The following is a 15,259-nucleotide window of genomic DNA, read 5'->3' on the forward strand; positions in this document are numbered from 1 at the left end:
GGGTAAAGGGTAAAGGGGGAAGGGGGAAAGGGAAAGGGGAAGTTCATGCTGCTTATCCGAACCGTATTGACGGTGGGGTAGCACAGTTTTGCTACCCTAAAATGTATCAAAAGTTATTAAATTTCGATTTATTACTATCAGGAAAAATCCGCTATATTTATGCTATCTTTATCAGTTTTCCGAGAAATCACTGAATAGGTAAAGACTAAATAAAGAATTTATTTGAGCGATCGCTATTTTTAAAGAGTCTTATATTCTAGAGATTAAAGCACTTTCAAACAGATAAAACACAAGAGTGAACTAGCTTTGTTAAATTTATCCACATCAGCAAAACCCCAACATCATTAAACATCAATAGAGATTCAAAGGTAATTGGTCAGAATACAGAATACAGAATCCAGAAGTCATAATTTATTAGGGTTTGATCGCCAATACTATGAGACTATGATTCTGAATTGTGACTCCTGATTCCTGAATTTTTACGGTAATTTTCTCTACACATCTATCGCAATATCAGTTACTTTAATCGCCATTACCGAATAATCTCTATTTCCATTTTGTTTGTAATTAAACATCAGGTGTCAGAGCATTATCTTTATAGTTAGCTTTGTTTTAAAATCAAGAATTACTCACACAGTTAATTTTATAATTATTCTGGATTTTGAATGCTGACTCCTGAATTATTACATATATGGCAAGTGAAGCATATAGCAATGCAAAATAATTTGTGAAACATTACATATTAGGTTTGTTGACCGTTAACAGTGAGCAGTCAACAGTCAACACTCGATATTTTTCACAACTGAAATAGGATTGCTATGGTTGATGACACCAAAAAACTTGCAAATCTCTTGCCTGTTTCTTGCTGTAAATGACTATCTTTCACAGAACTAAAAATTAGCTTGATAGTTTTTCATAACGCCTCGCTTCAGCAATTCACTCTTGTATAAATCCAAAGACATCATGACAACTTCAATAATTACCAGTCTAGAGAATTTCTATGATGTAACTCAGCAACATGAAGATTGTTACTCTAAATCTTACACATTACTGTGGCGACGGAGTAAACTGTTGGTGAAGCCGCAAGGACGAGTTAAATTATCATATTTGCCTTCATTAAATAATCAGCGATCGCTAGTAGAATGCTTAAAACATTCTCCTATAAATTTAGTCAGCATAGATGCAAAATTGGGTGAAGATTTGCTACAGTTTTGGGCTGATGCTTGCGAACAAGCTCATAAGCCAATATTCTTACGCATATCCCCAAGCAATAAACAGCTAAAACAAAATAATCAAAACCTGAGATGGTTACAGCGCATCATTGATTGGATTGTTGCTTTTTCATTGCTCTTATTCCTCACTCCAGTTATCCTGGGATTGATTGTACTGTTGCAATTTTATTCGCCAGAATCACTTTTTTGCTATGAATGGCGCGTTGGAGAAAAAGGTAGACTTTTTCGAGCAGTTAAATTTTCTACGACACCAAACCACAACATCACACTGCTAGGTCGCTGGATGCATAAATACAACCTCAACAATCTGCCATTATTATTTAATGTACTGCGCGGTGATATGAGTTTGATAGGATCTCGCTGTTGGACATTAGCAGATGTCACCCGACTAGTTACAGAAGAATTCAGAATCCAAAATACAGAATTCAGAAATTTATCTGTACGGTAGTTAATAATTTAATCTCCAGAATTCAGAATATAAAACTCAGATACATTTGACATCTGATTGGAAGAGTTTTATCACCTGTTAACTAACCAATATTCTGAATTCTGACTCCTACCTCCAAACTCCTGAATTCTGAATTCTGACTCCTGAATTCTGACTCCTGAATTCTGACTCCTGACTCCTGAATTCTCTCTCAATGCAAAATTATCGTTACAAAAATCCATGCTTTTGAAATTTCCCCAAACAATCAGCAATCTGCTAAAATCTACTAAATTTTGGCAAGACAATTATTTGATATTACGAGAAATTAAAAAATTCCGTAAAATTGCAATTTCGGCTTTAGTATTTTCAATTTTAGCCGCAGCGTTTGAAGGTGTGAGTATTGGCTTTTTACTTTCATTTTTGCAAAGCTTAACTAGCCCTAACGCTCAACCTGTTCGCACAGGAATAGATTTATTTGATATTTGGATTTTGGGAAGTCAAACATCAGCAATTAATCGGCTGTATCGTATATCCTTATTAATTTTATTGAGTACTTGGTTACGTGCTACCTTTAATTACTTTTCCCAAGTCTACACAGAATTATCTCAAGTACATCTTGCAGATCGCTTACGTAAGCAAATCTTTGAACAGTTACAAGCCTTATCCCTAAGTTACTTTGCTCAAACTCGTTCTGGAGAAATAATTAACACAATTACCACAGAAATTGACAGAATTAGACAAGGTTTTAGTGCCGCAGCTTTTTTATTTACTAGAGGGATAACAACTGTTGTTTATCTCATATCAATGTTTTTAATTTCATGGCAATTAACTTTGATTTCAGCATTATTATTCACACTTTTAGGTGTGGGATTATCTAATTTAAATGCCAGAGTTAGAGAATCAAGTTTTGGTGTGACAAATGCCAATTCTAATTTTACATCTACAGCCGTAGAATTCATTAATGGTATTCGCACTGTTCACTCCTATGGTACTCAAGAATTTGAGCGTCAACGTTACTATAAAGCCAGCGATAAAGTAGTAAGTACTACAACTAAAATAGTCTTTACTTGGACACTCGTTAAACCAATTGCCGAAGGCGTAGCTACTACGGTATTGGTGGGAATGATTATTTTGGCATTCACTAGTCTGGTTAGTAATGGCACATTACAAGTTGCTTCTTTACTAACGTTTTTCTTTGTGCTATTTCGTTTTATCCCATTTGTTCAAGATATTAATGGCACGAGAGCATTTCTCAGTACTTTACATGGCTCTGCAAACAACATTAATAATCTGCTGAGAACTGACGATAAAAATTATTTTCAGAATGGACATATTAAATTTCAAGGCTTAAAAAACTCAATCAATTTAGTATGTGTAGATTTTGGCTATGACGATGAAAATATAGTGCTGCATAATATTACCCTAACCATTGAAAAGGGAAAAATGACGGCATTAGTCGGAGCTTCTGGGGCTGGTAAAACAACCCTGGCTGATTTAATTCCTCGATTTTATAATCCTACAGAGGGAAATATTTACATCGATGAAACTGATATCAGATTGTTTGAAATTAACTCTCTACGTTCCAAGATAGCAGTTGTTAGTCAGGATACTTTTATTTTCAATACAAGTGTTTGGCAAAATATTGCTTATGGAACTCCAGAAGCTACCAATGATGAAATTCAAGAAGCTGCGAAATTAGCCAATGCACTGGAATTTATTTTAGAAATGCCCCAAGGTTTTAATACCCAATTAGGAGATAGGGGTGTGAGATTATCTGGAGGACAAAGACAGCGAATCGCCATAGCCCGTGCCTTACTACGTAACCCAGAAATTTTGATTTTAGATGAAGCAACTAGCGCCTTAGATTCTGTATCGGAACGCTTAATTCAAGACTCATTAGAAAAGCTATCTGTTGGCAAAACAGTAATTGCGATCGCTCACCGTCTTTCTACTATTTCTAAAGCTGATAAAGTCGTAGTTCTGGAAGCCGGACGCATAGTAGAACAAGGCAAATATGAAGAATTACTCGCACGTCATGGCAAGCTTTGGGAATATCATCAGATGCAATACTATAATTCCTAATTTGCAATTTATTTCTGAATCCTGAGTATTATTTGTAGTTTTAACGAGGAAAATCAATGATAAATCTTGGCTATCACACTGCTAAAATGCAGGGTAAATTTGTTCGTTCTTTATATAAAGCGGCTGTTTCTGAAATTGTTAGTATCCCGATAAAACAAACTCGGCAAGCTCCAATAAATATCTATGCCTTATCATGCGAACGGGACTTACCAGAACAAGTAGCAAGTATTCGCTCATTCATTCGTTATGTCGGTATTCCAAATAAATTTACAGTGATTTCTGATGGGAGTTACACTGAATCTAGTTGTAATTTACTCCGCCGCATCCATCCTTGCGTCGAGGTTGTACTTTTACAAAACTTCGTGAAAATAGATTTACCTCAATGCGTTCTTGATTATGCCAAACTACATCCAATGGGGAAAAAATTATCGGCATTAATGTCAATTCCTATTGATGGAACTACAATTTACACTGATTCAGATATTTTATTTTTCCCCGGCGGTGTAGACTTAATAAATTTAAGCAACTCTGACAACAAATACTCTCTTTATCTACCTGATTGTTCTGTATCACTGGACGAACGAATTATCTATGATGATTCTGAAAAGTTAAATCCAGTGAATGGTGGATTTATCTTATTTAGGCATGAACTTGATTGGACTTTTGCCATTGAGCGTTTAGCAAATCTGCAAGAATATCCTAGTTATTTTACCGAACAAACAATCGTACATTTGACAATGCATTTTAATCACGCTCAGCCTCTATGTTCAAAAAAATATGTTTTGAATGTAGAAGATCAATTTATTTATGGAGATAAATCTGCAAGTAAACACATTGCTCTACGACATTATGTAAATGATGTCAGACATAAACTTTGGTTTCATGTAGGCGGATAAATGAATCAAATATTTATTGCTCATATATACAAGTAATTAAATTCATAGCAATCACTAGTAATTAATGTCTAAAATCATTCATAAATTACAGCAAAAATCCCAAAAATTGCCTGGAGAAATTTTTGCAGAAAATCTGATTTACCAATGTTCAAATTTTGAGGTTGGTGAAGGTGGAGGTGTTGAAACTTATTTAGCGGCTTTATTTGAACATCGTTCCCCTGATATTAGCGATCGCGTCATCAAATCACTGAAAAATGTTGACCAAAGCCAGTTTAAATTACTACATCTCCACAGCCCAGATTTACTATTGCACGTTACAGGTCAATGTCCTACAATATTCAGCGTTCATAATCACTCACTGTATTGTCCTAGCGGAACAAAATATTTAGCTGGACAGCAAACAATTTGCCATCGTAACTTCTCTTATCTGGGATGTACCTGGGGTAAATTAGTAGATAAATGTGGTAGTCGTAAACCTTTAAGAACTGTTAGAGAAATTCAAGGAACTCAGCATTTTTTAGATATCTTAAAAAAAATAAAAGTTACTTTTATTGCTAATAGCGAATATGTACGTCAACAGTTAATTAAAAATGGCATACCAGCCGAACAAACTGTAACAGTACACTGTGGTATCTCTCTCCCACAAACACCAACCGCACCCTTAAGTTTAGAAGTCCACCAAAATCAAAGAATTTTATTTGTTGGTCGGATTGTTTCTGATAAAGGTTTGGAATGGTTGATTAAAACCTTAATACATACAAAGCCGCAAATTCACCTTGACATTGCAGGTGAAGGCTGGGAACGACCGCGCTTAGAAAAATTAGCAACTACCTTGGGATTGAATCACCGCATTACTTGGCATGGTTGGTGCGATCGCCATAAAATAAATCAGCTTTATCAACAGTGTTTTGCTGTCATCTTTCCCAGTGTTTGGCCTGAACCAGCCGGTCTTGTAACCCTAGAAGCCTATGCGCGTTATCGTCCTGTAATTGGTAGTGCAGTGGGAGGAATTCCCGAACATTTACGAGATGGAGAAACGGGTATTCTTGTCCCTGGTAATGATATTAAAAAACTTGCCCAAGCGATTAATTATTTGTCTACAGATTATCAAAAAAGCCTGGAAATGGGCAAACAAGGTCATGCTTTGTTGATGAGAGAATTTACAATGAATCGTCATGTAAATAATCTACGAACAATCTATGCAAAAACAATAGCGGAATTTGAATATCCAGGAAAAAAATAATATCAAATCCCTCAATAAACTGATGGAGAAAAATATGTCATTGCATCAACAACCATTAGTCAGCGTTGTCATCCCTACTTATAATAGACCAGAGTATCTTCAGCAAGCGATCGCTAGCGCTGTTCAACAAACTTATCAAAACATTGAAATTATTGTTTCTGATAATTGTAGTCCAGAAAATCCCCAAGTTATTATCGAATCTTTTAATGATTCCCGGATTCGCTTTTGGCGACACAAGAAAAATGTGGGTATGCTTGCTAATCAGCAACACGCTTTTAAAATGGCGCAGGGTAAATATGTTGCTAGCTTGCATGACGATGATGTATGGAATCAAGATTTTTTAGCAAAGCTTGTACCACCATTAGAAGAAAACCCCGACTTAATTCTGGCTTTTTGCGACCAATATATAATAGATGCAAATGGCATCATTAATGATATTGGAACTGAAGAAAATACACGTGGTTTCAAACGCGATTTACTCACACCAGGTATTCATCAATCTTTCTCTAAAATTGGGTTAATAGATAAAAGTATACCCACTGCTGCATCTTGTGTAATTCGCAATCACTTTATTGATTGGGATAGTATTCCCTCAGAAGTTGGTGGAATGTGGGATTTATATTTAACTTATCTTTGTTGTATATCTGGTGGTGGTGCTTACTATTCTCCAGAAAGATTGACTAGATATCGCGCCCACGAACAAACTGATACCATGCTTAGTGGTAGTCGAGATGTACAAGCAAAAATTCGCAAAGCTAAAAGCGAAATGTTTTGTTATCAAGTGTTTATGGAAGATAGTCGTCTAAAAGAATTTAGAACGCACTTTCAACAAAAATGGTTGGAAGCAAATACCACATTGGGAATTGGTTTGTTACGAAGTGAAGATGTAGCCGCAGCACGTCCTTATTTTTGGCAGGCGTTGAAAAAACAAAAATTTAATTTGCGAACTCTGGCGGCGCTGACTTTGAGTTTTACTCCACGATTTTTTACAAGTAAGTTAATAGGATTATCGAAATAATATAGATATTTTCTGACGAACCACAGAGACGCAGAGGACACAGAGAAAGAAAGAAGATTATTTATTATTTCGTGCTTTGGTGTGAGCTTTTTCTCTTCAATAAGGCAGTGTATGAAAATTTGTATTGTTACTCATAAAATCAAAAAAGGCGATGGTCAAGGCAGAGTCAACTACGAAGTTGCTAATGAAGCAATCCGTCGCGGTCATCACCTCACATTATTAGCAAGTGAAATTGCACCGGAATTAGAAGATAATACTCAAGTTAATTGGATTAAAATTCCAGTTAAAGGCTATCCCACAGAATTTATACGTAATTTTATCTTTGCTCAAAAAAGTGCAAATTGGTTGCGTCAACATCGCTCAAACATTGATTTAATCAAAATTAATGGCGCGATTAATATGGCTGCTGCTGATGTGAATGCTGTACATTTTGTACATAGTTCGTGGTTGCGATCGCCAGTGCATATTTCTCGCAATCGCCGAGATTTATATGGTTTATATCAGTGGCTATTTACTGCTTTTAATGCCCGTTGGGAAAAACAAGCTTTTCAAAAAGCTAAGGTTGTTGTCGCTGTATCAGAAAAAGTAGCCCAGGAATTAATTAATATTGGTGTTCCTCGTTCTCGCATCCGGGTAATTGTTAATGGCGTAGACCTAGAAGAGTTTACCCCTGGTGAAAGCGACCGCCAAAAATTAGGTTTACCAGAAAATGTCACCCTCGCACTGTTCGCCGGAGACATCCGCACACCCAGGAAGAATTTAGATACAGTTTTGCACGCCTTAACTCAAGTTCCTGATTTACATCTGGTAGTGGTGGGTCACATCGAAGGTAGTCCCTTTCCCCAATTAGCGGCTTCTTTGGGGTTAAATGAACGCGTGCATTTTGTCGGATTTCGCCGTGATATCCCCGAAATTATGCGGTCAGTGGATTTATTTATTTTTCCTTCCCGATATGAAGCTTGCAGCTTGGTATTGTTAGAAGCACTGGCTTCAGGATTGCCAGTAATTACTGCCACAGCTACCGGGGGTGCAGAGTTAGTCACACCAGAATGCGGCATCGTCTTACCAGACTCGGATGATATCGACGCATTGGCAACAGCATTGATGTCCTTAACCAGGGAACAATCCCTGATGCAACAAATGAGTCACGCTGCCCGTTCTGTGGCAGAACAACACAGCTGGAATACTATGGCACAAACTTATGTGGATCTATTCGAGGAGTTAAGCAAAAATGCGGAACACTGTTCTGATACCGACTTATCGCCGTCCACAAGACCTATCACACTGCCTTTTGGCGCTACAGGAGCAAACTAAACCAGTCCATCAGGTGATAGTAGTTGTCCGCGACACGGATGCACAAACTTGGGAATTTCTTAGCCAATTCAAAGCAGACAACTTGCCACTACAAACAGTGAAAGTCACACAACCGGGAGTAGTAGCAGCCCTCAACGCCGGACTCCAACAAGTGCAGGGCGATATTGTTTCCATTACTGATGATGATGCTGCACCCCATCCCGATTGGTTAGAACGCATCGCCGCTTACTTTGCTGGTGACAGTAGTCTTGGCGGTCTTGGTGGACGCGATTGGATACACCACGGTGAAAAATTAGAAAACGAATCCCGCTTGGTGGTTGGTCGTTTGCAGTGGTTTGGACGCGTAATAGGTAACCATCATCTGGGAGTCGGAGAACCCCGCGAAGTCGATGTTCTCAAAGGCGTAAACATGAGTTTTCGCAAACAAGCCATCGGACAATTGCGCTTTGACCAACGAATGCGGGGTACAGGAGCGCAAGTACACTTTGAAATGGCATTCACCCTAGCATTAAAGCGAGCTGGTTGGAAGATAATTTACGACCCTAAGGTTGCTGTAGAACACTACCCAGCACAACGTTTTGATGAAGACCAGCGAAACAACTTTAATGAAATTGCCTTGATTAATTTAGTTCATAATGAAACCTTAGTTTTATTAGAACATCTATCATTTATCCGCAGGATTATATTTTTATTCTGGGCAATCTTAATTGGAACCTGCGATAGTTTTGGCTTAATACAATGGCTGCGATTTTTACCCAAACAAGGACATTTGGCAAGTAAAAAATTGTTGGCATCTTGGCGGGGACGTTGGCAAGGATATAGAGAATTTAGAATTCAGAATTCAGAATTCAGAATTCAGAATTAAAGAATATGTTTGCCAAATTTATTTGTCATAGATTTGAAATTTCGCCAATATCCAATTTAATACCAATGAAAAAATCATACAACATTTGAGTTAATTGGTATAAATCTATAAGCTAAAACTAAAGCTGATTTTACTTTTGACTCCTGAATTCTGACTCCTGAATTCTGATTCCTAAATTCTGACTCCTGACTTCTGATATATAAATCCAAAATTGAATGATTTCCAAGCAGATACTTTATAATAGTTTTTCACAAGAAAGCTATTCTCCTGAGGAGCGATCGCCACAGGGTTGGATAGCGATCGCTGGCTTTCTCCTATTAACTATAGTTTGCTATTTTGCTGGTGCTACTGCTGCATTACGCCTCATTTATCCGGTGACAGCTTTAGTAGTAGCTGTGTTTTTATACTTGCGCCATCCCATTCTCTACATCGGTTTTACTTGGTGGATATGCTTTCTCACACCCTTAGCCACCCGCCTAGTGGATTATCGAGTGGGCTGGGATCCTACGCGCCAAATGCTAATAGCACCATACTTGGTGGTGTTTGTCACCATTGCAACTTTCTTGCGACGGTTTAAAAGTGCCTATTACCAAGGTGGCTTGCCGTTTATTTTAGCTTTTATCGGAGTCTTCTACGGTTTTTTAGTAGGTTTAATTTACAACGCACCAGTTCCCGTAGCACGCGGTTTATTAGATTGGCTAGGGCCAATTATTTTTGCTTTTCACTTATTTATTAACTGGCGAGATTATCCTAGCTATCGCCAAAATTTTCAGCGAATATTCCTGTGGTGTGTGTTAATTTTAGGAGCTTATGGCGTATACCAATTCGTTGTTGCTCCTGAGTGGGATAGATACTGGCTCATAGAATCAAAACTATTCATGAGTGCTGGTAATCCGGTACCTTTTGGAATGCGTGTTTGGAGTACATTACACTCAGTCGGCCCCTTTGGTTCCGTGATGCAAGCTGGATTATTATTATTATTTACCACTTCTGGAAGTTTAATTTTCCCAGCTTCAGCCGTTGGTTATTTATCCTTTTTATTGACACAAGCACGGACAAATTGGGGCGGCTGGTTATTGGGAATAATTATGATTGTGGGTTCAGTGAAAACCCGGATTCAAATGCGCTTAATCACCATAATTGTCGTCATGGCAATTTGTGTTGTACCATTAACAACCATCGAGCCAATTTCTGGGGTTGTGTCAGAGCGGTTGCAAACTTTTTCCAACCTCGAAGAAGATAATAGTTTTAGAGATAGATCCCAAAGTTACGACAAAAACCTGAGTTTAGCTCTTTCTAACGCTTTAGGTAACGGATTAGGAAATATTTGGAAAGTCAACGAAAAAACCGGACAAATCGAAGTAGTAGTAATTGACAGTGGCATTCTAGATATGTTTTTTACCCTTGGTTGGTTTGGAGCTATATTTTATATGGGTGGATTAATTTTATTAATTATTAATGTTAGTAAATATAGTGAAGGCCGTTTTGATAGTTTTATCAGCGCTGCCCGCGCCATTGGTATTAGTTCTGCAACACAACTAATTATTGGTAGCGGCATGTTGAGCGTAGCCGGCATGATTCTCTGGGGATTTTTAGCAATGGCGATGGCAGGACATAAATATTATGTTCATCAACAAAAATTTTGACCTTTCAATTTTTTCAAAACACAAAACAACTCTCAATTAATCCTTTGCGTTCCTACCCTGCGGGAAGGCAAAGCGCCTATGCGTTTAAAAATTCAAACATTGGGGATGCTCCCTAATTCTCTCCCTACATTCACCTTTACTCAACAAATTAAAATTATGAAAGCAATTATTGTAATGCCATTAGCCGAACAACGAGGCGGCGGTGAAATGATGCTTTGGGATTTGATGCAGCAGGGACGTAATGCTGGCGTGGAGTGGCTAGTAATATTTTTAGAAAACGGCCCAATGGTAGAACAAGTAAAATCCCTTGGTATCGACACACGAATTGTAGAAATTGGACGTTTGCGCCAAATTCACCGTTTTGTTGCTGCTGTTTGGCGGATAGCTGCCATTGCCCGCCAGGAAAATGCAGATATAATTGTCAATTGGATGTGGATAACGCACATATCCGGAGGTTTAGCGGCGATGTTGGCGGGGTTACCTGCTGTGTGGTATCAGCTAGAAGTACCCAGTGATAAGCCTTTGTTAGTGCGACTTGCCACTTTAATTCCAGCGCGGGCAATTATTACCCTCTCCCAAGATGGTAAGCAAGCACAAGCCGAAATTTGGCCGCACAGACCCACACCGTTGGTGTATCCTGGTGTGGCGCTAGACAGATTTCAGCCCGATGCTTTACCTTCTCCTGAAGAAGCACGGCGAAAGTTGGGCTTACCTCTACACGGGCCATTGATTGGAATTGTCGGACGATTGCAACGATGGAAGGGAATGCATGTATTAGTACAAGCAATGCCGAAAATTTTACAACAGTATCCCGATGCCCATTGTGTAATAGTCGGCGGTAAGCACGATTTTGAACCAGATTATGAGGACTTTTTAACAGCAGAAATCGCCGCTTTAGGTTTAAAAGAACAAGTAATTATGGCTGGGTTACAGCGCAATATTCCAGAGTGGGTACAGGCGATGGATGTATTTGTCCATGCATCTGATAAAGAACCCTTTGGCATTGTGATTATTGAAGCGATGGCCCTGGGTAAACCTGTAATTGCTGGGGATGCAGGCGGGCCAACAGAGATTATTACAGATGGAATTAATGGATTATTAACACCTTACGGCGATGCGGATAAATTAGCGATCGCTATTCTCCGTTATCTTAACGAGCAAGAATTCGCCCAAAGTGCAGGAATAGCCGCTAGGCAACGCGCCCTAGATTTTTCAACCCATAGTTATGCTCAAAACTTTATCAATACCGTTCGCTCTCTAATACCAAGTGTTTCTTGACACTCTCCGGGCTAAAGCCACGGAGATTCTGTAATCTACGTCAAAATTTGCTCTAGCAGGCTTGCGCCAACTAGCGTAGTGATTCGGACTCCTACAGCGTTACTTTGGACGGGGCACGTCCTAGCTTGTCTTGCAAGATTTAATAATGATAATCTAGAACTAGATGCCATCGCAGCTAGGAATGCTGGATTATTGGGAGTCTGGCTAGACCGCGATCGCACCGATTCTCTAGACTCTGTTGGAGATGTGAAACGAATCAATAGACTGACCGAAGTATACAACGTTGCACAACAACCATTGATAAGCGGCACGGGTACGATAAGGACTAGCATAAGCGTAGCCTGCAAGTTGACCATTAATTTCGCAAACTAGCCAAGGCATTTTTTGTTGATAGCTCTGAATCCGGTTTTGAAACTCTGTTTCGCTTGGCGGTTCTAATTCAAAGGAAATTGTAGTTTCTTGGACAATCGGTGCATAAATTTCCAGCATTTGTGATGCATCGTTTTCATCGGCTAGTCTGATTGTCGCTTTCACTGTAATACTTGTCTTTTAGCAAACCAACTAAAGAATAAAGCTGTTCCCAATCCCCAAACACCATTAAGTAGTATACCTGTAATCATCACTGCTGGTTTCCAACCGCCTGCTATGGGCTGACCTTTCAATGGTGCAACAATAAACCAGGCAATCAATGTCGGTGCAATAGCACCAAATATTAGCGCTGCTAACCAATAATTTTTGTTTACTTGCCAACGTACTGTAATCCCTGCCCAAACTAAACCCCAAATTCCTCCCCAAAAAGCACTTGAGAGTAATTGCGGTACACCAAAAGGTTGTGTGGGTGTAATTTGATAGGCTGGACGTTGAGCAAAATTAATTGCATGTAGCAGCGCCAGTAAACCTTGGTGAAATACCAAGACTGCCACAAAGCCAGCAACAAAAGCTAGGGTAAATCTATATACTTCTGTTTTTTGAGTCATTCGATAACTTGCTTCGTAAGAACAATTTGTGATAAGTTGCTATAAAGATAAAATACGGTAATCCAATCAATTTATCGTACTTTGTCTCATAACTCAATCTCCAAACCTATGCCTAACAAAGGGTGCTGAGTGCCTAGATAAACGAAGCACATCAGCACTCTTTTGTAACAATTTGGAATACAGTCTGCCATGCAAATTCAAACAGTTGGTATTTTAAGTCCGGGAGACATGGGGCAGGCCATCGCTGCGGTGCTTAATCAACATGGATTGAAGACGATTGCTGCCTTGGAAGACCGGAGCGATGTCTACGACGGGCTACGCCTACGCACTCGACAATTAGCCGCCGCAGCCAATGTCCAAGATGTGGGTTCCCTCAAGCAATTGGTCATTGAATCCGATGTGGTGTTGTCAGTGCTAGTTCCCGCCGCCGCTAAAGAAGCAGCCGAAGAAGTAGCCCAAGCAATAAGTAGCGTTGGTAAGAGTATTTTATATGTTGATGCCAATGCGATCGCACCAGAGAAAGTTAAAAGTGTTGCCCAAATCATTGAATCCAACGGCGGGCAATTTGTCGATGCATCAATTATTGGCCCGCCTCCACGGGTTCCCAATCGCACCCGCATCTATGCATCTGGAAAACAGGCCATTGAACTCGAACAATTGCGAGATTATGGTTTAGATGTGCGGGTAATTGGCGATGAAATTGGTCAAGCTTCTGGGTTAAAAATGTGCTATGCAGCACTGACAAAAGGATTAACAGCGATCGGTACAGAATTGTTGATTGCAGCCCATCGCTTAGGTTTAGACCAACAACTGTGGGATGAAGTGTCTACCAGCCAACCAGAATTAGCAAAAATACTGACTCGTTCCTTACCATCCATGACACCAAAAGCACATCGATGGGTGGGAGAAATGGAAGAGATTGCAGACACATTTCAAGCCTTAGATTTGACAGAGCGGATTTTTCAAGGTGCAGCCGATGTTTATCGGTTGGTAAAAGAAACATCTTTGGGTAGGGAAACACCGGAAGAAAGCGATCGCGATCGTCCCCTACCAGACATCGTTACTACCCTTTCCCAAGAAACTTTAAAGGATGGGATTTGATGTTGACTGTTGACTGTTAAGTAGCTCAACCTAAAAAACGTCATACGTAGTGGCGTGTCAAAACTTAAATAGTGCATTAGTAAACTCTTGTGGGGTGGGCATCCTGCCCGCCCGGACGGGTGAGGACACCCATCCTACAATAAAATCTATTGCAACATTTAAGACTTGTCACGCCACTACCATTGTTTTATGTTTAATTAAGTTGACTTACTTAACGGTCAATAGTTAAAACTTAAACATCAACACCAGGCTTGCATTGTTTGGGCAGTCATCGTTACATCACGCGTACCGAAGAAGTAATCCCCCTTCATCCGTTCTACGAATTGGTCGCGCTTGGTGAGAAATTCGTCAATTGTCAAATCAGCTACATGCAAACGCATTCCACAATTGATGTCAGAACCGACAGCACTGGGGATTACCTGACCCACTGTTTCTACAACTGAACCAATGGCCACCCCTGCATCACCAGGATGAAAATCAGGCGTAGCACAAGCATGACACACACATGGGTGAGCGAAAAAAGGTGTGGGGAGTGTGGGAAGTGTGGGGAGTGTGGGGAGTGTGGAGGATAATTTTTTGGATACTTAGCTAGAAATCCCACACAAAATTTCGTTCACCCCACACACATTCTCCAGATGCGTGTCTAACACTTGCCAAATTGTTTCTGTAGCATATTGTATTTTTGAAACTTTTAAAAATCTCTAGACTCTCCAGCCAGCTGGAGAGTCTAGGATAAATTCAAGGCGATTCCTCAGCCAGAAATGAGAAATTTCTCAGGTGTCAGGTATACGCCCCAGTCATCCAGCGTGGCGAGGTTGTTTATTTTATCCCGTAAATCTATGACTTTCCAACTTACAGTTCCCAACATGGCTTGTTCTGTTTGTGCAAACACCATCACCAAAGCACTCCAGGCCATCGATGCCAATGCTAGCGTTCAAGCCGATCCCACAACCAAGCTTGTCAGCGTAGAAACTCAAGCATCAGAAACAGCCATTAAGGAAGCCTTAGCTGCTGCTGGCTATCCAGTGGCGTAAACCGGGACTGGGGACTGGGGAAAGGAGAAAGGGGAAAGGGGATAACTTGCAACAAGTCTTTTCGTTTGTTCTTCTATCCTCTTCTTTAAGAGTGTCCCCGCGTCTTTGCGTCTCCGTGTCTCCGTGTCCCCGTGTCCCCTTGCCCC

At 39.8% G+C, this 15,259-nt stretch carries 16 protein-coding genes; 12 read left to right on the plus strand and 4 right to left on the minus strand.

What is annotated here, in order from left to right; all coding sequences use genetic code 11:
• The 10 genes from GNE10_RS35485 to GNE10_RS20495 form a co-directional block, all read left to right on the plus strand.
• Nucleotides 1-194: hypothetical protein (locus GNE10_RS35485; RefSeq protein ID WP_221642924.1), on the plus strand; the 194-nt coding region annotated here is incomplete at its 5' end.
• Nucleotides 195-963: 769 nt separating this feature from the next.
• Nucleotides 964-1,680, plus strand: coding sequence for a heterocyst development glycosyltransferase HepC (gene hepC, locus GNE10_RS20455; RefSeq protein WP_185566740.1), 717 nt, complete (start codon nt 964-966; stop codon nt 1,678-1,680).
• 219 nt (nt 1,681-1,899) lie between these two features.
• Nucleotides 1,900-3,741 carry a heterocyst formation ABC transporter subunit HepA gene (gene hepA / locus GNE10_RS20460; RefSeq protein WP_185566741.1) on the plus strand — a complete coding sequence of 614 codons (1,842 nt, stop codon included), beginning with the start codon at nt 1,900-1,902 and terminating at the stop codon, nt 3,739-3,741.
• 56 nt (nt 3,742-3,797) lie between these two features.
• The gene (locus GNE10_RS20465; protein ID WP_185566742.1) at nt 3,798-4,637 is read left to right on the plus strand and encodes a hypothetical protein; all 840 of its coding nucleotides are present in this window, start codon (nt 3,798-3,800) and stop codon (nt 4,635-4,637) included.
• Nucleotides 4,638-4,701: 64 nt separating this feature from the next.
• The gene (locus GNE10_RS20470; RefSeq protein ID WP_185566743.1) at nt 4,702-5,880 is read left to right on the plus strand and encodes a glycosyltransferase family 4 protein; all 1,179 of its coding nucleotides are present in this window, start codon (nt 4,702-4,704) and stop codon (nt 5,878-5,880) included.
• Between the two features lie 34 nt (nt 5,881-5,914).
• Complete coding sequence (locus GNE10_RS20475; RefSeq protein ID WP_185566744.1) at nt 5,915-6,898, plus strand: glycosyltransferase family 2 protein; 984 nt, start codon at nt 5,915-5,917, stop codon at nt 6,896-6,898.
• 111 nt (nt 6,899-7,009) lie between these two features.
• The gene (locus GNE10_RS20480; RefSeq protein ID WP_185566745.1) at nt 7,010-8,212 is read left to right on the plus strand and encodes a glycosyltransferase family 4 protein; all 1,203 of its coding nucleotides are present in this window, start codon (nt 7,010-7,012) and stop codon (nt 8,210-8,212) included.
• The gene (locus GNE10_RS20485) at nt 8,130-9,077 is read left to right on the plus strand and encodes a glycosyltransferase family 2 protein (protein WP_185566746.1); all 948 of its coding nucleotides are present in this window, start codon (nt 8,130-8,132) and stop codon (nt 9,075-9,077) included. The genes GNE10_RS20480 and GNE10_RS20485 overlap by 83 nt, the downstream gene beginning before the upstream one ends.
• A gap of 215 nt (nt 9,078-9,292) precedes the next feature.
• Nucleotides 9,293-10,723, plus strand: coding sequence for an O-antigen ligase domain-containing protein (locus tag GNE10_RS20490; RefSeq protein WP_185566747.1), 1,431 nt, complete (start codon nt 9,293-9,295; stop codon nt 10,721-10,723).
• A 156-nt stretch (nt 10,724-10,879) separates the two neighbouring features.
• Nucleotides 10,880-12,001, plus strand: a complete 1,122-nt coding sequence (locus GNE10_RS20495) for a glycosyltransferase family 4 protein (RefSeq protein WP_185566748.1) — start codon at nt 10,880-10,882, stop codon at nt 11,999-12,001.
• A gap of 35 nt (nt 12,002-12,036) precedes the next feature.
• On the opposite strand, the gene GNE10_RS20500 is transcribed toward GNE10_RS20495, so the two are convergent.
• The 3 genes from GNE10_RS20500 to GNE10_RS20510 are packed head-to-tail and all read right to left on the minus strand — an operon-like array spanning nt 12,037 to nt 12,978.
• Nucleotides 12,037-12,261, minus strand: coding sequence for a hypothetical protein (locus GNE10_RS20500; protein WP_185566753.1), 225 nt, complete (start codon nt 12,259-12,261; stop codon nt 12,037-12,039).
• Nucleotides 12,230-12,535 carry a GNAT family N-acetyltransferase gene (locus GNE10_RS20505; RefSeq protein WP_311774831.1) on the minus strand — a complete coding sequence of 102 codons (306 nt, stop codon included), beginning with the start codon at nt 12,533-12,535 and terminating at the stop codon, nt 12,230-12,232. Before GNE10_RS20505 ends, GNE10_RS20500 begins: the two co-directional genes overlap by 32 nt.
• The gene (locus tag GNE10_RS20510; RefSeq protein WP_185566749.1) at nt 12,532-12,978 is read right to left on the minus strand and encodes a hypothetical protein; all 447 of its coding nucleotides are present in this window, start codon (nt 12,976-12,978) and stop codon (nt 12,532-12,534) included. The genes GNE10_RS20505 and GNE10_RS20510 overlap by 4 nt, the downstream gene beginning before the upstream one ends.
• A 189-nt stretch (nt 12,979-13,167) precedes the next feature.
• On the opposite strand from GNE10_RS20510, the gene GNE10_RS20515 reads away from it, so the two are divergent.
• The gene (locus GNE10_RS20515; RefSeq protein ID WP_185566750.1) at nt 13,168-14,079 is read left to right on the plus strand and encodes an NAD(P)-dependent oxidoreductase; all 912 of its coding nucleotides are present in this window, start codon (nt 13,168-13,170) and stop codon (nt 14,077-14,079) included.
• A gap of 239 nt (nt 14,080-14,318) precedes the next feature.
• Here GNE10_RS20515 and GNE10_RS20520 read toward each other — a convergent pair whose 3' ends face one another.
• Nucleotides 14,319-14,582 carry an RtcB family protein gene (locus tag GNE10_RS20520; protein WP_311774832.1) on the minus strand — a complete coding sequence of 88 codons (264 nt, stop codon included), beginning with the start codon at nt 14,580-14,582 and terminating at the stop codon, nt 14,319-14,321.
• Between the two features lie 336 nt (nt 14,583-14,918).
• Between GNE10_RS20520 and GNE10_RS20525 the strand changes: the two genes are divergently transcribed.
• Nucleotides 14,919-15,113 carry a heavy-metal-associated domain-containing protein gene (locus GNE10_RS20525; protein ID WP_185566751.1) on the plus strand — a complete coding sequence of 65 codons (195 nt, stop codon included), beginning with the start codon at nt 14,919-14,921 and terminating at the stop codon, nt 15,111-15,113.
• Nucleotides 15,114-15,259 lie beyond the last annotated feature (146 nt).

Origin of the sequence: Nostoc sp. 2RC (assembly GCF_014222165.1) — a bacterium.
In the GTDB taxonomy this organism is placed as follows: domain Bacteria; phylum Cyanobacteriota; class Cyanobacteriia; order Cyanobacteriales; family Nostocaceae; genus Nostoc; species Nostoc linckia.